Origin of the sequence: Pseudomonas fluorescens, assembly GCF_902497745.1 — a bacterium.
Classification (GTDB): domain Bacteria; phylum Pseudomonadota; class Gammaproteobacteria; order Pseudomonadales; family Pseudomonadaceae; genus Aquipseudomonas; species Aquipseudomonas fluorescens_BM.
Genome location: NZ_CABVHJ010000034.1, coordinates 1 through 19,574, shown reverse-complemented (window position 1 = coordinate 19,574; position 19,574 = coordinate 1). Strand labels below are relative to the sequence as shown.

At 59.7% G+C, this 19,574-nt stretch carries 16 protein-coding genes; 8 read left to right on the top strand and 8 right to left on the bottom strand.

Features of this window, described 5'->3' with window-relative positions; translation table 11 throughout:
• Nucleotides 1–209 precede the first annotated feature (209 nt).
• A complete protein-coding gene (locus tag F8N44_RS30230) occupies nt 210–899 on the top strand; it encodes an HAD-IA family hydrolase (protein ID WP_150652931.1) in 690 nt (229 codons plus the stop codon).
• 80 nt (nt 900–979) lie between these two features.
• Here F8N44_RS30230 and F8N44_RS30225 read toward each other — a convergent pair whose 3' ends face one another.
• The gene (locus F8N44_RS30225) at nt 980–1,726 is read right to left on the bottom strand and encodes a 3-oxoacyl-ACP reductase family protein (RefSeq protein ID WP_150652930.1); all 747 of its coding nucleotides are present in this window, start codon (nt 1,724–1,726) and stop codon (nt 980–982) included.
• 126 nt (nt 1,727–1,852) lie between these two features.
• On the opposite strand from F8N44_RS30225, the gene F8N44_RS30220 reads away from it, so the two are divergent.
• Complete coding sequence (locus tag F8N44_RS30220; protein WP_150652929.1) at nt 1,853–2,779, top strand: LysR family transcriptional regulator; 927 nt, start codon at nt 1,853–1,855, stop codon at nt 2,777–2,779.
• 120 nt (nt 2,780–2,899) lie between these two features.
• Here F8N44_RS30220 and F8N44_RS30215 read toward each other — a convergent pair whose 3' ends face one another.
• The 3 genes from F8N44_RS30215 to F8N44_RS30200 form a co-directional block, all read right to left on the bottom strand.
• Nucleotides 2,900–3,628, bottom strand: a complete 729-nt coding sequence (locus F8N44_RS30215; RefSeq protein WP_150652928.1) for an aspartate/glutamate racemase family protein — start codon at nt 3,626–3,628, stop codon at nt 2,900–2,902.
• Between the two features lie 55 nt (nt 3,629–3,683).
• The gene (locus tag F8N44_RS30210; protein ID WP_150652927.1) at nt 3,684–5,222 is read right to left on the bottom strand and encodes an NCS1 family nucleobase:cation symporter-1; all 1,539 of its coding nucleotides are present in this window, start codon (nt 5,220–5,222) and stop codon (nt 3,684–3,686) included.
• A gap of 576 nt (nt 5,223–5,798) precedes the next feature.
• Nucleotides 5,799–6,533, bottom strand: coding sequence for a phosphoadenylyl-sulfate reductase (locus F8N44_RS30200; RefSeq protein ID WP_141129074.1), 735 nt, complete (start codon nt 6,531–6,533; stop codon nt 5,799–5,801).
• A gap of 164 nt (nt 6,534–6,697) precedes the next feature.
• Here F8N44_RS30200 and thrH point away from each other — a divergent pair, with 164 nt between their 5' ends.
• Nucleotides 6,698–7,315: a bifunctional phosphoserine phosphatase/homoserine phosphotransferase ThrH gene (gene thrH, locus F8N44_RS30195; RefSeq protein ID WP_150652926.1), complete on the top strand. Its 618-nt coding sequence runs from the start codon at nt 6,698–6,700 to the stop codon at nt 7,313–7,315.
• A gap of 94 nt (nt 7,316–7,409) precedes the next feature.
• Here the strand turns inward: thrH and pabB are convergent, their stop codons facing one another.
• The 4 genes from pabB to F8N44_RS30175 all read right to left on the bottom strand — a co-directional run bounded on the left by pabB (nt 7,410) and on the right by F8N44_RS30175 (nt 12,189).
• Entirely contained in the window at nt 7,410–8,753 is a 1,344-nt protein-coding gene (pabB, locus tag F8N44_RS30190; RefSeq protein WP_150652925.1) for an aminodeoxychorismate synthase component I, read from the bottom strand.
• 372 nt (nt 8,754–9,125) lie between these two features.
• Complete coding sequence (locus tag F8N44_RS30185) at nt 9,126–10,112, bottom strand: alpha-L-glutamate ligase-like protein (protein ID WP_077571819.1); 987 nt, start codon at nt 10,110–10,112, stop codon at nt 9,126–9,128.
• Nucleotides 10,112–11,647, bottom strand: a complete 1,536-nt coding sequence (locus F8N44_RS30180; RefSeq protein WP_008080999.1) for an inactive transglutaminase family protein — start codon at nt 11,645–11,647, stop codon at nt 10,112–10,114. Before F8N44_RS30180 ends, F8N44_RS30185 begins: the two co-directional genes overlap by 1 nt.
• Nucleotides 11,648–11,652: 5 nt before the next feature.
• Complete coding sequence (locus tag F8N44_RS30175; RefSeq protein ID WP_016983749.1) at nt 11,653–12,189, bottom strand: ATP-dependent zinc protease; 537 nt, start codon at nt 12,187–12,189, stop codon at nt 11,653–11,655.
• Nucleotides 12,190–12,480: 291 nt separating this feature from the next.
• On the opposite strand from F8N44_RS30175, the gene F8N44_RS30170 reads away from it, so the two are divergent.
• The 5 genes from F8N44_RS30170 (at nt 12,481) to prpF (ending at nt 19,413) form a co-directional block, all read left to right on the top strand.
• On the top strand, nt 12,481–13,203 hold the full coding sequence (locus F8N44_RS30170) for a GntR family transcriptional regulator (protein ID WP_172828118.1): 723 nt from the start codon (nt 12,481–12,483) through the stop codon (nt 13,201–13,203).
• A complete protein-coding gene (gene prpB, locus F8N44_RS30165) occupies nt 13,200–14,093 on the top strand; it encodes a methylisocitrate lyase (protein ID WP_016983750.1) in 894 nt (297 codons plus the stop codon). The genes F8N44_RS30170 and prpB overlap by 4 nt, the downstream gene beginning before the upstream one ends.
• 148 nt (nt 14,094–14,241) lie before the next feature.
• Nucleotides 14,242–15,369: a 2-methylcitrate synthase gene (gene prpC, locus F8N44_RS30160; protein WP_150652924.1), complete on the top strand. Its 1,128-nt coding sequence runs from the start codon at nt 14,242–14,244 to the stop codon at nt 15,367–15,369.
• 204 nt (nt 15,370–15,573) lie between these two features.
• Nucleotides 15,574–18,168 (top strand): Fe/S-dependent 2-methylisocitrate dehydratase AcnD, encoded by a 2,595-nt coding sequence (gene acnD, locus F8N44_RS30155; RefSeq protein WP_150652923.1) that lies wholly within the window; start codon nt 15,574–15,576, stop codon nt 18,166–18,168.
• Between the two features lie 54 nt (nt 18,169–18,222).
• Nucleotides 18,223–19,413, top strand: a complete 1,191-nt coding sequence (prpF, locus tag F8N44_RS30150; RefSeq protein ID WP_150652922.1) for a 2-methylaconitate cis-trans isomerase PrpF — start codon at nt 18,223–18,225, stop codon at nt 19,411–19,413.
• The last annotated feature ends 161 nt before the right edge of the window (nt 19,414–19,574 follow it).

The window sequence follows — 19,574 nt, the reverse complement described above, 5'->3', positions numbered from 1 at the left end:
TTGCGGGGGATCAAACAGGAAAGAAGTCGGGCGAGTAGGCAATGCCTGTAGGATGTTTCTCTGAATTGTTGCGAGTCGTTCATCGCCGCAACGGACATTGCCCGTTGCTCAATGTCTGCCGCGCTCGTTATGCTGCTGAACCCTTTAATCAGATCCGCGTAGCGGCGCCAACCGTGCCGCCCGGGATGTCTTAGTTAACGGATCCGATGATGAATGCACCGCTGAAGGCGTTCGGCCCGATCAAGGCCGTGATTTTCGATATGGACGGTTTGTTGCTGGACACCGAGGGCATTTATACGGAGGTCACCTCGCTGATTGCCCAGCGTTACGGGCGCACCTTCGACTGGAGCGTCAAGCAGAACATCATTGGTCGCGGGGCCAACGATCTGGCGAACTACGTGGTGCAGGCGCTGGATCTGCCGATCACCGCCGAAGAGTTTCTGGTGATCCGCGAGCCGCTGATGCGCGAGCGTTTCCCCACCGCACAAGCGATGCCCGGTGCCGAGGAGCTGATTCGCCACCTCAAAGCGCACAACATCCCGATTGCTGTGGGCACCAGTTCATCGCGTCAATCGTTCGGGCAGAAAACCACGCTGCACCGCGACTGGTTCGCGTTGTTCGATTTCATCGTTACTGCAGACGATCCGGAAGTCGGCGCGGCCAAACCGGCACCGGATATTTTCCTCACCGCCGCCCGACGCCTGGGCGTCGCGCCTGAAGATTGTCTGGTATTCGAGGATTCGCCGTTTGGCGTGACCGCTGCGAAAGCCGCAGGCATGACAGCGATCGCCATCCCCGATGCCGCCATGGCCGATGAAAAGTACGCACACGCTGACGGGATTCTTCGCACACTGAAAGCGTTCACCCCGAGTGCATACGGCTTGCCGGCGCTGGAATAGGCGTAGACATCTGAGAAAAAAAAACGCCGCCCCTCGGTGAAAAGAGGGGCGGCGTTTTTCGTTCAGTCGACTCAGATAAATCAGGCGCCGAAACCACCGTCGATGGTCAGGCTGGCACCGGTAATGTAACCGGCTTCCGGGCCTGCCAGATAGGCAACGAAACTGGCGATTTCTTCGGCTTTGCCGTAACGACCGACGGCCATCAGCGGAATCAGGCTTTCGGCGAAATCACCGTGCGCCGGGTTCATGTCGGTATCAACCGGACCTGGTTGCACGTTATTGACGGTGATACCGCGTGGGCCGAGGTCGCGGGCCAGGCCTTTGGTCAAACCGACCAGTGCCGATTTGCTCATCGCATACACACCGCCACCGGCGAAGGGCATGCGGTCGGCGTTGGTGCTGCCGATGTTGATGATGCGTGCGCCTTCGCCCATGTGTTTGGCAGCTTCTTGCGAGGCAATGAAGACGCTGCGAATGTTGATTGCCACGGTCTGGTCGAAGTCTTCAAGTTTGAAGTCTTCCAGCGGTGCGACGGCCAGCACGCCAGCGTTGTTGACCAGAATGTCGAGGCGGCCAAAGGCTTCGACGGTGGCGCTGACGGCGTGGCGGATGGCGGCGGCATCGGCGCTGTCGGCCTTGATCGCCAAGGCTTTGCCGCCGTCGGCGGTGATGCTGTTCTGCAACTCTTCGGCTTTCGCGGCGGAGCTGACGTAAGTGAAGGCTACTGCAGCGCCTTCAGCGGCCAGACGTTTGACGATGGCTGCACCGATACCACGGGAACCGCCTTGAATCAGAGCGACTTTGCCGCTGAGGTGTTGAGTGGTCATGTTCGATCTCCAGACTATTCAAGGCGAAATGCCTTGGTGTTGGTGGCGAGTATCGGCGTGGTATCGACAACTGTGTAGACCATGATTGCTATAGTCTGTGTAAACCAAAAGTTTATAGTGACGATCATGGAAACCTTCAGCAGCATCGAATGCTTTGTGCGCAGTGCCGAAGTCGGGAGCTTCGCCGAGGCCGCACGACGCTTGAGTCTCACCCCGGCGGCCGTCGGCAAGAGCGTGGCCAAACTCGAGGTTCGGCTCGGCGTGCGGCTGTTCCAGCGTAGTACACGCAGCCTGACGCTGACCGAGGCCGGGCAACTTTTCCTCGATCAGGTGAGTGGCAGTTTGACGACCATTCAAAATGCCGTGGCCAATCTGTCCAGTATCGAAGGGCTGCCGGCGGGGACGCTGAAAGTCAGCATGGGCGCAGCATTTGGCTGTCTGCATATCGTGCCGATGCTCGGTGAGTTTCTGCGACGATACCCCGCGATCAATCCGGATTGGCATTTCGATAATCGACAGGTCGATCTGATTGCCCAGGGCTTTGATGCGGCCATCGGTGGCGGTTTCGAACTGCCGCAAGGCGTGATCGCACGCAAGTTGAGCCCGGCGCACCGGATATTGGTCGCGTCTACCGACTATTTACAGGCCAATCCCGAGATCATCGAGCCGGATGACCTCAGCCATCACGACGGCATTCTGATTCGCTCGCCGCAAACCGGGCGCGTGCGTTCCTGGCAATTGACCGGACGTAATCCACAGAACTGTCGGCCGTTGATGCTCAAGGCGCGGATGACCATGAGTGATTCCGAGGCCGCTTGCAGGACGGCGGCGCAAGGCTTGGGGATTGCGCTGGTGAGCATGCCGTTTGCGGTGGGCTATCTGGAGGCGGGGACGTTGCAGCGGGTGTTGCCGGACTGGTTTGTTGATGATGGCAACATCTCGATTTACTACGCCGAGCATAAATTGTTGCCGGGCAAGACTCGGGCGTTTGTGGATTTTTTGATTGAGCAGTTTGCGGAGCAGGGGGTGGCGCGGCGGTTCAGTGCGATTTGAGCAAGGCTTTAGACCGAATCGCTGCCTTCGCGAGCAGGCTCGCTCCCACATTTGGAATGCATTTCCCCTGTGGGAGCGAGCTTGCTCGCGAATGGGTCGACTCGGTTTTCGCTGATGGCCTCAGCGGGCAAACCGCCCCGGCCAGCCAATGATGTTCTTCGGCCGCGGTGTCGCATAAGTCCGCACTTTCGACGTCGACAAGCGCAAACGCACCAACGATTCCGCAATCGTCACCGCCGCCGTCACGCCATCCACCACCGGCACCCCGGTTCGCCGACGAATTTGCTCATCCAGCCCGGCCATGCCGCCGCAACCCAGGCAGATCACCTCGGCTTTGTCCTGCGTCACCGCCAACTCCGCCTGATGCACGATCGCTTCCAAGGCACGCTGCGGCTCGTGTTCCAGTTCCAGCACCGCCAAACCACTGGCCCGTACCGATGCACAACGATCCCACAGACCGGACAATTTCAGCCGATCCTCGATCAGCGGCACGGTGCGATCCAGTGTGGTCACCACCGAATATGCGTGCCCCAGAAACATCGCCGTACTCGCCGCCGCATCGGTGATGTCCACTACGGGCACATTGAGCAATTCCTGCAAACCTTCCCGGCCATGTTCGCCATAACCGGCCTGAATCACCGCATCGAACGGCTGATCGTAGGACATCACCCGATCCATCACCGCAATGGCTGCCAGGTAGCTTTCGAAGTTGCCTTCAATCGAGTCGGCACCGAAGTACGGCGTCAAACCGACAATTTCCGTTCCGGGCGAAGCAACGGCCTGCGCCGAGCGGGCAATGGCGTCAGTGATGGATTCGGTGGTGTTGACGTTGACCACGAGAATACGCATGGGGAAATCCTTATAGCGGGCAGTTCTGCGGCCCGAAGTCCGGGCCGCGAGGGAATTAATGGCAGACGTTGTCGACAGCGATCGATTCGCCGCTGATGTCGGTGTAGTGCGGTTGGCATTTGGCGATGATCAGGTAGAGCATCCCGGCAATCCCCGCGCCGATCAGCCAGGAGAATGGCGAAACGCTGTGGAACCCCGGCACCAATGCCAGGACGATGGCGATCAGCGCCGCAGGAATAAACGCCGCCACCGCACGGAAATTGATCCCGCGGCTGTAGTAATAAGCGCCGTTGGGATCTTCGCTGTAGAGCTGCGGTACGTTGATCCGACCTTTGCGGATCAGCCAGTAGTCGACCATGATCACGCCGTACAACGGGCCGAGCAGGGCGCCGAGGCCGGACAGGAAGTACACGATCACCAGCGGGCTGTTGTAGAGATTCCACGGCAGGATCAGCACCGCGATGGTCGCGCTGATCAGCCCGGCGCGACGGAACGTCAGGTACTTCGGCGCCAGGTTGCTCAGCACGAAGGCCGGGGCGACGAAGTTGGCCATGATGTTCACCGCCACGGTGACGATCAGAAACGCCAGGCAACCGAGCACCAGGAAGAACGTGTTGGGAATCGAGGCGATGATCTCGGTCGGGCTTTCGATGATCCGGCCATTGATCTGAAATTGCGCACCGCAGAGCAGGACTGTGATCGCGGCGAACACCAGAATATTCACCGGCAAACCCCAGAAGTTTCCTACCTTGATGGTCTTGCGGCATGGCGAAGAGCGGGCGAAGTCGCAGAAATTGAGGATCAACGTGCCGTAGATCGCCAGCCACAACGCGCCGCCGGCAAAGATGTTGCGCCACATCTCGCCACCGGTCAGTGGTTCGCGGATCGACCAGGCGATGGTCGCGTTGGCCTGGAAGTACATCCACGCGGCGAGGGCGGCCACGGTCAGCAGAATCACCGGTCCGGCAAACGCTTCGTAGCGGCGCACCATTTCCATGCCGTAGGCAAGGATCGCCAGTTGCACGAACCAGATCGCCACGAAACACACCCAACCCAAAGTCGACAGACCCAGAATCGCGTTGTGGTCGTATTCGGCGAAACCGGGATGCACCGCTGTGAGCAATACGCGGAACACCACCGAGGCCAGGTACGTCTGAATCCCGAACCAGGCAATGGCGATAACCGCCCGGATCAGTGCAGGAATTTGCGCACCGTGAATGCCGAAACTGATCCGGCTGATCACCGGAAACGGCACGCCGGTTTTCTGTCCCATGTAGCCGGACAGGTTCATGAAGAAGTACACCAGCGCCGCGCCAATCCCCAGCGACAGCAGAATCTGCCAGCCTCCCAGGCCCAAAGCGTAGAGGCCGATGGCGAAGGAGTAGTTGGCGATGTTGTGCACGTCGTTCGTCCACAGGGCGAAGATGCTGTATTTGCCCCAGCGCCGACCCTCGGCCTTGGTCGGCGCGAGATCGCTGTTGTGCAGGCGCGGGCTCAGTTGTAACGGCTCGGTCAGACCGTCATCGGGTAACGGTTGGTCGAGGGCAGAGGCGGGCAGATTCAGCGCGATGTTATTGGAGAGACTTGTACGCATTCCGGCAGGCTCCTGATGTGCAGGGCCGCGATGACTGTGCATGAGCGTTCAGGCTCGACATATCTTCGTCGCGGCCAGCGAACATCACTGGTTACGGGGCATCTGCAGCCTGTACGGGATAGGGCGCTTCAGGCTTGCGGATCGAAAGTGTGTATGTTTTGCAGTTTTGTATACAAAACATGTATGCACTAAAGCCAGATCTGTGCCAGTTGCGGATCTATGCGCAGCCGTGTTCATTTCGAAAAGTTATCGAGGAGCGCTAAGTGTTTGAAAGTAATTGGTTAAAAATTGACCGTTCGAACAGGTATTTATTTTGGGCGGGGGATTTTGATAGCGGGCGGAGGCGAGGAGTTTTTGGCAGTGATGTAACTTTTCAGGGCGCTGAAAGAAAAAAGTGCACACATAAATGGCACCGATGGTGACATTCGTGTGTACACATTTTTAGAGTCGCTAAAGGACCTTGTGGCAGCGAGCTTGCTCGCGAATGCGGTATATCAGTGACGTAATTCAGTGACTGACACGACGCTTTCGCGAGCAAGCTCGCTCCCACAGGGAATGGCGTAACAATTCAGATGGTTATGCCTTGCTGATGATATTTCCGGCATGCAACCCGCACTCTTTCTGCGTCGCCTCTTCCCACCACCAGCGGCCTTCGCGCTCGTGCTGGTTCGGCAGGACAGGGCGGGTGCACGGTTCGCAGCCGATGCTGATGAAGCCGCGCTCATGCAGGCTGTTGTACGGCAGCTCAAGCATGCGGATGTAGCCCCAGATTTCTTCACTGGTCATCTGCGCCAACGGATTGAACTTGTACAGGGTGCGCTCAGGTGTAGAGAACGCGGTGTCGATTTCCATCACCGCCACAGCGCTACGCGTGCCCGGGCTCTGATCGCGGCGCTGGCCGGTGGCCCAGGCTTTGACGCCGGACAGTTTGCGCCGCAGCGGCTCGATCTTGCGGATGCCGCAGCATTCGCCATGGCCGTCCTTATAGAAACTGAACAGGCCTTTTTCCTTCACGAACGGTTCGAGTTTCGTGTAGTCCGGCGATACCAGTTCGATGTCGATCTTGTAGTGCTCGCGCACCTGATCGATGAAGCGGTAGGTCTCTGGGTGCAGGCGGCCGGTATCGAGGCTGAACACCTTGACGTTCTTGTTGAGCTTCCAGGCCATGTCCACCAGCACCACATCCTCGGCGCCGCTGAAAGAGATCCACAGGTCATCGCCGAACTCGGCAAACGCGAGTTTCAGAATGTCCTGGGCGGATTTATTGGCATAGGTCGTGGCGAGTTCCACGACGTCGAACGTTGCACTCATCAGGGCGGCTTCCTACAGGTCGGTGGCGCTGGGCGCTCTATATGGCGCTGATGGTAACAAAAAGCTGCGGGGCTCGGGGGCGTGCTGTGCGTTGCGCGTCTGCATGTGAGTCGCTAGAGTTCGGCCTCGCTCGACTCAAATAATCAATACAACGGGAGTGTCTTGTGGAAATTGCTTGCCTGGATCTTGAAGGGGTGTTGGTGCCGGAAATCTGGATCGCCTTCGCCGAAAAAACCGGAATCGAATCCCTCAAGGCCACCACCCGGGACATTCCCGATTACGACGTGCTGATGAAGCAGCGCCTGCGCATTCTCGACGAGCACGGCTTGAAGCTGTCGGACATTCAGGAAGTGATCGCCACGCTCAAGCCGCTTGATGGCGCGGTGGAGTTCGTCAACTGGCTGCGTGAGCGCTTTCAGGTGGTGATTCTGTCGGATACGTTTTACGAGTTCTCGCAGCCGCTGATGCGCCAACTGGGCTTCCCGACCTTGCTTTGCCATCGTCTGATTACTGACGAGACCGGGCGGGTGACCAGCTATCAGTTGCGTCAGAAAGATCCCAAGCGCCAGTCGGTGCTGGCGTTCAAGAGCCTGTATTACCGGGTGATTGCGGCGGGGGATTCGTATAACGACACGAGCATGCTGGGTGAGGCGGATGCCGGGATTCTGTTCCATGCGCCGGAGAATGTGATTCGGGAGTTTCCGCAGTTTCCTGCCGTGCATACCTTTGCCGAGCTGAAGCAGGAATTCTTGAAGGCCTCGAATCGGGATTTGAGTTTGTAGTCGTCTGGAAAGGCCCCTTCGCGAGCAGGCTCGCTCCCACATTTGCAATGCATTCACCCTGTGGGAGCGAGCCTGCTCGCGAAGCTTTAAGCTTTTAAAGGTTCTGCAGGGTTTCGAGGAGGATTCTGACTTTGGTAATCGACTCCTGATACTCCGCCTGCCAGTCCGAATCGGCGACAATCCCGCCACCGCCCCAGCAGCACACCTGCCCATCCTTGACCAACAGACTGCGAATCGCGATGGAGCTGTCCATCTCGCCGCGTACGTCCAAATATAGCAACGAGCCGCAATACAAACCGCGTCGGGTCGGTTCCAGCTCATCAATGATCTGCATCGCGCGAATCTTCGGCGCGCCGGTGATCGAGCCGCCGGGGAAACTGCCGGCAATCAGATCCAGTGCATCGCGATCATCCGCCAGCTCACCGGTGACGCTGCTGACCAGGTGATGCACGTTCGGATAGCTTTCCAGACTGAACAGCTCCGGCACGCGCACCGAGCCGATGCGACAGGTGCGGCCGAGGTCGTTGCGCAGCAGGTCGACGATCATCAGGTTTTCCGCGCGATCCTTGGGGCTGGCCAGCAGTTCGGCGGCGTTGGCGGCGTCTTCGGCGGGTGTCAGGCCACGGGGGCGAGTACCTTTGATCGGGCGGGTTTCTACTTGGCGTTCGCTGACTTTGACGAAGCGCTCCGGCGACAGGCTCAACACCGCGCCGCCCTCGGGCAGGCTCTGGAAACCGGAGAACGGTGTTGGGCAGGCTTCGCGCAATGCGCAATAAGCCAGCCATGGATCGCCCTGACATGCCGCGCGGAAGCGCTGGGCGAAGTTGACCTGGTAGCAGTCGCCGGCCTGGATGTAATGCTGAATACGTTCGAAGGCCTTGCGGTAATTGTCGGCCGAGAGGTCGGCGCTCATCGGCTGGTTCAGTTTGAACGGCGTCATCGATTCAACAAGCGGCTGGCTGAACAGCGCGATCAGACGCTGTTTCTCGCTGTCGATCACGGTCGGGTGAAACACTAATTGGCTGGTGGCCGTCTGGTGATCGCTGATCAGCGCCCAGTCGTACAAACCAAAGCGAGCATCTGGCAATTGCAGATCGTCCAGCGCCTGGCTCGGCAGGTTTTCCAGATGTCGACCGAAGTCGTAGCTCAGGTAACCGATCAAACCGCCGGCGAAGGGCAGCTCACAACCCATTGGCAAATCTGCCTCGCCCAAACGACTCAGATTGTCGCGCAGACGTTGCAGGAAGTGACTGCCGCTTTCGTCCGGCAACACCGCCAGTTGTTGCAGCGGCCAAGCGCTGAGCAGGTCGTAACGGCCACGGTCGGCACTTGGCCGGCCGCTGTCGAGCAGCACGGCGCCGGGGGCGTTGCGAATGGCCGCGAAGTAGTCGGCGGGATTGGCGCGGTAGGGCAGCGGGTGTACGGAGCAGGTCAACATGGGCGGGGCAGATCGGCCGTTGAGGCGGGGTGGGGATTGTAGTCCTCTCCGCTGTCAGATCAAAGTCAAAAGCCTCCCCCTCACCCCAGCCCTCTCCCCCAAGGGGGCGAGGGGGAAAGGGGGCAGATCTTCATGCTTTTCAAGGCCTGAGTTTGACTCGAAATTTCGGGACGGGCGCCGATCTTCATGCTTTTCAAGATCCGAGTTCGGCTCGTTATCAAGCTGGCGAGGGGGAGGGGGCAGATCGGGGGCTTTTCAAGACTTGAGTTCGACTCAAGACTTTCAGGTCGGCGTACTTCCCTCATCCACCTCGGTCAGTCCCCTCTCCCTCTGGGAGAGGGTTAGGGTGAGGGGCTTTTAGCTTTTCAGCTCTTAGCCTTCGACCGCAGGAATATGCCCAAACATCTCCTGAGTAAACGCCACGCGCTCTTCAACCGTCTCCGTGACCCCACGCGCCTTCAGCTCTTCCAGCCGCGCCTCAACCGCATGGGTACGCAACGTCAGCCCACAATCATTGGCGATCTGAATATTCAGCCCCGGCCGCGCATTCAGCTCGAGAATCAGCGGTCCTTTCTCCTGATCCAGCACCATATCAACACCGATATAGCCCAACCCGCACAGCTCATAACAGCCCGCCGCGAGTTTCATGAAACCGTCCCAGTAGGGCAGTTGCACGCCGTCCACCGCGTTGGTGGTGTCGGGGTGTTTGGTGATGATGTTGTTCAGCCAGGTGCCGCGCAACGTCAGACCGGTGGCCAGATCCACACCGACGCCGATGGCGCCCTGGTGCAGGTTGGCCTTGCCGCCGGACTGCCGGGTCGGCAAGCGCAGCATCGCCATCACTGGATAACCCATCAACACGATGATGCGGATGTCCGGCACGCCTTCGTAGCTGATGCTTTTGAAGATCTGGTCCGGGGTCACCCGGTATTCGATCAGCGCCCGATCGCGGTGACCGCCCAGCGAATACAAACCGGTGAGGATGCTCGAGATGTGATGCTCAAGTTCTTCGTGGGCGAGGATCTTGCCCGACACCGTGCGATAGCGGCCCTCGAAGCGGTCGGCAATCACGATGATGCCGTCACCGCCCGCGCCCTGCGCCGGTTTGATAACGAAGTCGCTGCGCCCGCCGATGATCTCGTCGAGCTTGTCGATTTCCTTCTCGGTGGAGATCACGCCATACAGCTCCGGCACGTGAATGCCGGCCTCGATGGCGCGCTCCTTGGTGATGATCTTGTCATCGACGATCGGGTACAAGCTGCGCTTGTTGTACTTGAGCACGTAGTCGGCGTTACGCCGATTGATACCCATGATGCCCCGCGCCTCCAAGGCCTTCCAGGTCTTCCAGAAACCGAACATCAGGCGTCAGCCTTCTTCAGGAAAGCCTTGAAACGCACCAGTTCGGTCAGGCGGTAGCCGCGATAGCGACCCATCGCCAGCATGAAGCCGACCAGAATCAGCAGGATCGCCGGGAAGGTGAACACGAAGTACACCAGCTCAGGCACGGTCATGATCAGGTGCGCCAGCGAGGCGGCGAACAGCGTGCCGATGGCGACTTTCATCGCATGGCTGGCGCCGCGCTCTTCCCAGGTGATCGACAGGCGTTCGATGGTCATGGTCAGAATCACCATCGGGAACAGCGCTACAGACAAGCCGCGCTCCAGACCCAGTTTATGGCTGAACAGACTGATCGCCGCGATCAGCACTACGACAAAGGTCAACACCACCGAGAGTCGCGGCAGCATTTGCAGCTTCAGGTGTTCCAGATACGAACGTAATGACAGGCCCAGCGCGGTGATCACGGTAAACAGCAGAATGCCGAAGCCCAGCTGCGTTTCGCGGAAGGCGAGGGCGATCAGTACCGGGGTAAACGTGCCGAGGGTCTGCAGGCCGATCAGGTTGCGCAGAATCAGGATCACCAGCACGCCAATCGGGATCATCACCATGATCATGAACGTCTGCTGGGTCTGCAGCGGCAGGCCGTACAGCGAGTATTCAAGGAAGTTGGCGTCGGTGTTCTCGTCGGTCAGCTTGGCCAGACGAATCGCGTTCATCTCACTGTTGTTCAGGCTGAAGGTCACATTGGCTTTCTTGCCGCCGTCGACGGTGATCAGGTTTTCATCGCCGGTCCACCACAGCAGGCGGTCGGTCGGCAGGCCTTGCTCGCCGGTTTCCGGGTTGAAGTACAGCCAGTCGTTGCCGTTGAAGCTGCGCAGCCACAGTTCAGGCATTTGCGGCTGGTCGGCGACGAGGCGGATGGTGTGGACTTTTTCCACCGGCACGTGGGCGATGGACAGCAGCAGTTCGACGATTTTGGCTTTGTGCGCGGTCGACGGATCGCCGGCCAGCAGCAGTTTCACGTTGTCGTCATTGAGGTTGTTGACGCGTTTGATCGCCTCGCCAATAAACGTTTCGACGTCGGCCGAGTGCTGGCGAATCGGCGCGAGCAGGGCTTCGGCGGCGATTTTTTCCGGGCCTTCGATGGCGATGCTGTCGCGGAAGGTCGGGCCTTTGATCTTGGTCTTTTCCGCGGTGTAGCGCTTGGTCAGCACCAGACGGTAATAAAGGGTCTGGTTGCCTTTGGCGCGACGTGCCGACCAAGTGACCTTGCGGTTGCCATCGACGCGGTTCACAGCGACGCCGTAGTTATTGGAGATAAAGCTCTCGTTGAGGCTGACGTAGTCGCGGCTCAACGGTGGCACGAACATCTGGATCTTCACCGGATCCTTGGTGCTGGCGACGAACTCGACCTTGGCGTCGATGTTCCACAAGTCGTCGGTCGCATCTTCGGTCACCGGGATGCCGAGCACGAAAATCTGATAGGCCGTAACCGAAACGCCCAGGAGCACCAGAATGGTGATCAGGATTTTCAGGTGGAAGGTTAGAGAACGCATGGAAATTACTCGGCGGTATGAGCGGCGATGGTGCAGGCGGGTTTGCCGGCAGCGTATTTAAGACTGGGGTCGACCAGCGCGTCGAAGCGTTTCAGTGCCTCGGAGCCGATCAAAAGCGGATATTGGAACGCACTTCGGTCGGTCAGGTTCACTTCGATGCTGCGCATCGCTGATCCCATGCAGATATCCAGCTCGATCACCGGACGGGCGGTGTACTTCTTGCCTTCTTCCGGGTCGTAGTCGCCGGCGCGGCGTTTGATCTTGCTGACCCGGGCCAGTGGCCTTTCGATCGGGTGCGAATGCGCGGCGTCGATGGCCAGGTAGAAACGTACCCAGGACTCACCGTTGCGTTTAAAGCGTTTGATGTCGCGGGCACTCAGCGAGGCGGTTTTCGCGCCGGTGTCGAGTTTGGCTGCGACTTCCAGATTGATGCCATCAAGCGAAGCGTATTCGTTGAGGCCGTACACGGTTTTTTCCCCCGCGGCGGCGAGGCCGGGCAGGCAAAACAGGGCAAAGAATGTGGGGAAGGGCTTGAGTCTCATAAATCCTGGTGCGCAGCGTTCCGTTTTCGGTTCAGGTCCTTGGCAAAACTTGCGCAAGGCCCTTCGTGTGCCTGGCAGCTTTATATGACAAGCCGTACAAATGGCCAGCAAATGCGGGCGGCATTCTAGCACGGTGGGTTTATGGCGCCAGCGCCGGGACCGGTCTATAACCCTTGGGGATGTCAGAAGCTGTTATTAGACGATTGTCGACAATGTCTATTTATCCTTTGACTGACGCGGGCGAATTAGCTAGTTTTTGCCGCATTGGATTTAAAGGTGTCGACAATCATGCTGGATCAACTCGATCCCCCGGTCATCAGCGGCGACGATTCCGAGACACTCTCGGAAAACGTCTTCCGGCGCATTCAGGCGGCCATCGTCAAAGGCGAGATCGCCCCGGGCAGCAAGATCTCCGAGCCGGAGCTGGCGCGCACCTACGGCATCAGCCGGGGGCCATTACGTGAGGCCATCCATCGGCTCGAAGGCCAGCGTCTGTTGGTGCGTGTACCGCACGTCGGTGCGCGGGTGGTCTCGCTCAGCCACGCCGAATTGCTCGAACTCTACGAAATCCGCGAATCCCTCGAAGGTATGGCCTGCCGTTTGGCAGCCGAACGCATGAGCGTCGAAGAAATCGACGAACTGCGCCGCGTGCTGGAAACCCATGAGCGCGATGCGGCGTTTCAGGCCGGTGTCGGCTATTACCAGCAGGAAGGCGATTTTGACTTCCACTACCGGATCATCCAGGGCAGCGGCAACCGCACGCTGACGCAGATGCTCTGCGGCGAGCTCTATCAACTGGTGCGCATGTACCGCATCCAGTTTTCCACCACGCCGAACCGCCCGCGTCAGGCCTTCGCTGAACACCACCGGATTCTCGATGCCATCGCCGACCGTGACGGCGAACTCGCGGAATTGTTGATGCGTCGTCACATCGGCGCCTCGAAACGCAACATCGCCCGTCACTACCAGGACGGCGCCCACAATAAGACAGCCACTGAACGAGGTGAGTCATGAGTTCCAAGCACAGCACTCCAGGCCAGCGTTTCCGCGATGCGGTCGCCAGCGAGCATCCCTTGCAAGTGGTTGGCGCGATCAACGCCAACCACGCGCTGCTGGCCAAGCGCGCCGGTTTCAAGGCGATCTACCTGTCCGGTGGCGGGGTGGCGGCAGGCTCGCTCGGCGTGCCGGATCTGGGCATCACCGGCCTGGATGATGTGCTGACTGACGTTCGGCGCATCACTGACGTTTGCGATCTGCCGCTGTTGGTCGACGTCGACACCGGTTTCGGCTCCTCGGCGTTCAACGTGGCGCGCACGGTCAAATCGATGATCAAGTTCGGCGCGGCGGCAATTCACATCGAGGATCAGGTCGGCGCCAAGCGCTGCGGCCACCGTCCGAACAAAGAGATCGTCAGCCAGCAGGAAATGGTCGACCGCATCAAAGCCGCCGTTGACGCCCGTACTGACGACAGCTTCGTGATCATGGCGCGTACCGATGCGCTGGCGGTGGAAGGTCTGGAATCGGCACTCGACCGCGCTGCCGCGTGCATCGAGGCTGGCGCTGACATGATTTTCCCGGAAGCGATCACTGAGCTGGAGATGTACAAGCTGTTCGCCAACCGTGTGAAAGCGCCGATCCTGGCCAACATCACCGAGTTCGGCGCAACGCCTCTTTACACCACCGAGCAACTGGCTGGCGCCGACGTGTCGCTGGTGCTCTATCCGCTGTCGGCGTTCCGCGCGATGAACAAGGCTGCGGAAAACGTCTACACGGCGATCCGCCGCGACGGCACACAACAGAATGTCATCGACACCATGCAGACTCGCATGGAGCTTTACGATCGCATCGATTACCACACCTTCGAGCAGAAGCTCGATGCGTTGTTTGCACAAAAGAAAGGCTGAATCAAACCCTGTGGGAGCGAGCTTGCTCGCGAAGGTCGCCAACGATAACGCGGTGTCCCTGATGCGCCGAGGTGTTCCAGCCACCTTCGCGAGCAGGCTCGCTCCCACAAGTTTTCCCCATACAAATTCAAAAAGATTGGAGAACACAATGGCCGAAGCAAAAGTACTCAGTGGCGCCGGGCTCCGTGGCCAGGTTGCCGGGCAAACCGCACTGTCTACCGTGGGCCAGGCCGGTGCCGGGCTGACCTATCGCGGCTACGACGTGCGCGAACTCGCTGCCGATGCGCAATTTGAAGAAGTCGCCTACCTGCTGCTCTACGGCGAACTGCCAACCCAGGCACAACTCGACGAATACCAAGGCAAGCTGAGCAAGCTGCGCGACCTGCCGCAAGCCCTCAAAGAAGTGCTCGAACGCATCCCCGCCGACGCCCACCCGATGGACGTGATGCGCACCGGTTGCTCGTTCCTCGGCAACATCGAACCGGAGAAAGACTTCTCCGAGCAGCGCGACAAGACTGACCGCTTGCTGGCCGCGTTCCCGGCAATCATGTGCTACTGGTATCGCTTCAGCCACGACGGCAAACGCATCAACTGCGTGAGCGACGAGCCAACCATCGGTGGCCACTTCCTGCATTTGCTGCACGACAAGAAGCCGAGTGAACTGCACGTCAAAGTGATGAACGTCTCGCTGATCCTTTACGCCGAGCACGAATTCAACGCCTCGACCTTCACCGCGCGCGTTTGCGCCTCGACCCTGTCCGATCTGTATTCCTGCGTAACGGCCGCAATCGGTTCGCTGCGCGGTCCGTTGCACGGCGGCGCCAACGAAGCGGCGATGGAAATGATCGAGCGCTTCTCGTCTCCGGAGGAGGCGATCAAAGGCACCCTCGGCATGCTCGAGCGCAAGGACAAGATCATGGGCTTCGGCCACGCGATCTATAAGGACAGCGACCCGCGCAACGAGGTGATCAAGGGCTGGTCGAAAAAACTCGCGGATGAAGTCGGCGACAAGGTGCTGTTCCCGGTTTCCGAAGCCATCGACAAGACCATGTGGGAGCAGAAAAAACTGTTCCCTAACGCCGATTTCTACCATGCCTCTGCGTATCACTTCATGGGCATCCCGACCAAGCTGTTCACGCCGATCTTCGTCTGCTCGCGCCTGACCGGCTGGGCTGCGCATGTGTTCGAACAACGCGCCAACAACCGCATCATCCGCCCAAGCGCCGAGTACGTCGGCGTCGAACAGCGCAAGTTCGTGCCAATCGAACGTCGCTGAAATGGTGAGTGCCAACCATCGGCATTGAAATCACCCAGATCCTGTGGGAGCGAGCTTGCTCGCGAATGCGGTAGATCAGTCGACATTGATGTTGAATGTCAATCCGTCTTCGCGAGCAAGCTCGCTCCCACAGTGGTCGGTGTGAATTTCGAGGTCGGTGCCAGGCCCGCCCTTTGAAACCACCGTGACCCGAGTCCTAACCCGATGAACACAGAATTCCGCAAAACCCTGCCCGGCAGCCCTCTGGATTATTTCGACGCCCGCGCGGCGGTCGAAGCGATTCAGCCCGGCAGTTACGACACCCTGCCGTACACCTCCCGCGTGCTGGCGGAAAACCTCGTGCGTCGCTGCGACCCGGCCACGCTCACCGATTCCCTCAAGCAACTGATCGAACGCAAACGCGACCTCGACTTCCCGTGGTTCCCGGCGCGCGTGGTCTGCCACGACATTCTCGGCCAGACCGCGCTGGTCGACCTCGCCGGCCTGCGCGACGCGATCGCCTTGCAGGGCGGCGACCCGGCGCAGGTCAACCCGGTAGTGCCGACGCAATTGATCGTCGACCATTCGCTGGCGGTGGAAGCGGGCGGTTTCGACAAACAGGCGTTCGAGAAAAACCGCGCCATCGAAGACCGTCGTAACGAAGACCGTTTCCACTTCATCAACTGGACCAAAAAGGCCTTCAAGAACGTTGATGTGATCCCGCCGGGCAACGGCATCATGCACCAGATCAACCTGGAGAAAATGTCTCCGGTGATCCAGGTGCGTGAGGGCGTGGCATTCCCCGACACTTGCGTCGGCACCGACAGCCACACCCCGCACGTCGATGCTTTGGGCGTGATCGCCATCGGCGTCGGTGGCCTTGAAGCCGAGAGCGTAATGCTCGGTCGCGCCTCGTGGATGCGTCTGCCGGAAAGCGTCGGCGTCGAACTGACCGGCAAGCTGCAACCGGGCATCACCGCCACCGACATGGTGCTGGCGCTGACCGAATACCTGCGCAAACAAAAAGTCGTTGGCGCATGGCTGGAGTTCTTCGGCGAAGGTGCGGCGGCGCTGACCCTCGGCGACCGCGCGACCATCTCCAACATGGCTCCGGAATACGGCGCCACCGCAGCGATGTTCTACATCGATCAGCAAACCATCGACTACCTGAAACTCACCGGTCGTGAAGACCAGCAAGTGCAGTTGGTCGAGCAATACGCCAAGCTCACCGGCCTGTGGGCAGATAGTCTAAAAGGCGCGCAATACGAGCGCGGCCTGACTTTCGACTTGTCCTCGGTGGTGCGCAACATGGCCGGCCCTAGCAACCCGCACGCCCGCGTCGCGGTGTCGGATCTGGCGGCCAAAGGCATCTCCGGCCAGTGGGATGACGTGCCGGGGCAAATGCCCGACGGTGCGGTGATCATCGCCGCCATCACCAGTTGCACCAACACCAGCAACCCGCGCAACGTCATCGCCGCCGGCCTGCTGGCGCGCAACGCCAACAAGCTCGGCCTGACTCGCAAGCCATGGGTGAAATCCTCGCTGGCGCCGGGCTCGAAAACCGTGGCGCTGTACCTCGACGAAGCAGGGCTGACCACGGAGCTGGAGCAGCTCGGATTCGGCGTCGTCGCCTTCGCCTGCACCACTTGCAACGGCATGTCCGGCGCGCTCGATCAGGTGATTCAGCAGGAGATCATCGACCGCGATCTGTACGCCACCGCCGTGCTCTCGGGTAACCGCAACTTCGACGGCCGCATCCACCCATACGCCAAGCAAGCGTTCCTCGCTTCGCCGCCGCTGGTGGTCGCTTACGCCATCGCTGGCACCATCCGTTTCGATATCGAGAAGGATGTCTTGGGTGTGGTCGACGGCAAGGAAATCCGCCTCAAAGACATCTGGCCGAGCGACGAAGAAATCGACGCCGTGGTGAAGTCTTCGGTCAAGCCTGAGCAGTTCCGTCAGGTCTACATTCCGATGTTCGCCGTCCATGAAGACACCGGCCCGAAAGTCACGCCGCTGTACGACTGGCGCGAGATGAGCACCTACATCCGCCGTCCGCCGTACTGGGAAGGCGCACTGGCCGGCGCGCGTCCGCTCAAGGGCATGCGCCCGCTGGCGGTGCTGCCGGACAACATCACCACCGATCACCTGTCGCCATCCAACGCGATCATGCTCGACAGCGCCGCCGGCGAATATCTGGCGAAAATGGGCCTGCCGGAAGAGGACTTCAACTCCTACGCCACGCATCGTGGCGACCACTTGACCGCGCAGCGCGCAACGTTTGCCAACCCGAAACTGTTCAACGAAATGGTCGTGGAAAACGGCAAGGTCAAACAGGGTTCGCTGGCGCGGGTCGAGCCGGAAGGCAAAGTGATGCGCATGTGGGAAGCCATCGAAATCTACATGGAGCGCAAGCAGCCGCTGATCATCATTGCTGGCGCCGATTACGGTCAGGGTTCATCCCGTGACTGGGCGGCAAAAGGCGTGCGACTGGCCGGCGTCGAGGCGATTGCCGCTGAAGGTTTCGAGCGCATTCACCGCACCAACCTGGTGGGCATGGGCGTGTTGCCGTTGGAGTTCAAGCCGGGTACCGACCGTCATACGCTGGCCATCGATGGCAGCGAAACCTACGACGTGATCGGCGAGCGCAAACCGCGTGCGGATCTGACGCTGGTGATCCATCGCAAGAACGGTGAGCGCGTTGATGTGCCGGTGACTTGCCGTCTGGATACCGCTGAAGAAGTGTCGATCTACGAGGCTGGGGGCGTGTTGCAGCGCTTCGCTCAGGACTTCCTTGAAGAGTCGGCGGTTGCCGTTTAAATCAACTGATGCGGGCATGGGGTTTCAGGCCCCATGCCTTCGGTAAGGAGCAATATGGCTCACGCACCACAGATTAAAATCCCCGCCACTTACATGCGCGGCGGCACCAGCAAAGGCGTGTTTTTCAGCCTCAAGGATCTGCCCGAAGCGGCGCAGATTCCCGGCCCGGCTCGCGACGCTTTGCTGCTGCGCGTAATTGGCAGTCCCGACCCGTACGACAAACAAATCGACGGCATGGGCGGCGCGACTTCAAGCACCAGCAAAACCGTGATCCTGTCGAAAAGCATCAAGGCTGATCACGACGTCGATTACCTGTTCGGTCAGGTCTCCATCGACAAGCCGTTCGTCGACTGGAGTGGCAACTGCGGCAACCTCTCGGCAGCGGTCGGTTCGTTCGCCATCAGCAATGGCCTGGTCGATGCCAGCCGCATTCCGTACAACGGTGTCGCAGTGGTGCGCGTGTGGCAGGCCAACATCGGCAAAACGATTATTGCCCACGTGCCGATCACCAACGGCGAAGTGCAGGAGACCGGTGATTTCGAACTCGACGGCGTGACCTTTCCGGCGGCTGAAGTCCAGGTTGAATTCATGGATCCGGCGGCGGAAGAAGAGGGTGGCGGTGGTTCGATGTTTCCCACCGGCAACCTGGTCGATGAGCTGGAAGTGCCGGGTGTCGGCACCTTTAAGGCAACCATGATCAATGCCGGCATCCCGACGATTTTCGTCAATGCCGCAGACATTGGTTACACCGGGACCGAGTTGCAAAGTGCGATCAACAGCGATCCGCAAGCGCTGCAGATGTTTGAGAAGATTCGGGCTTATGGCGCGCTGCGCATGGGCCTGATCTCCAATCTTGACGAAGCGGCCAAGCGTCAGCACACGCCGAAAGTCGCGTTCGTTGCCAAGCCTGCGGATTACGTGGCGTCGAGTGGCAAAGCGGTTGGCGCCGGTGATGTGGATTTGCTGGTGCGGGCGTTGTCGATGGGCAAGTTGCATCACGCGATGATGGGCACGGCGGCCGTGGCCATCGGCACCGCTGCAGCAATCTCCGGCACCTTGGTAAACCTTGCCGCCGGTGGCGTTGAACGTAATGCCGTGCGCTTCGGGCATCCATCCGGGACGTTGCGCGTTGGCGCTGAAGCCAGCCTGGAAAACGGCGAGTGGGTGGTGAAGAAAGCCATCATGAGCCGTAGCGCACGCGTTCTCATGGAAGGCTACGTGCGCATCCCGGGTGATTCTTTCTGATTTGAGATTTTTCACCCTCACCCCAGCCCTCTCCCAAAGGGAGAGGGGGCCGACCGAGGTGTCTGGGGTTGTACATCGACCTGAAAGATCGAGTCGATTATGGGTTCGAGGGGCCGACCGAGGTGTCTGGGGTTGTACATCGACCTGAAAGATCGAGTCGA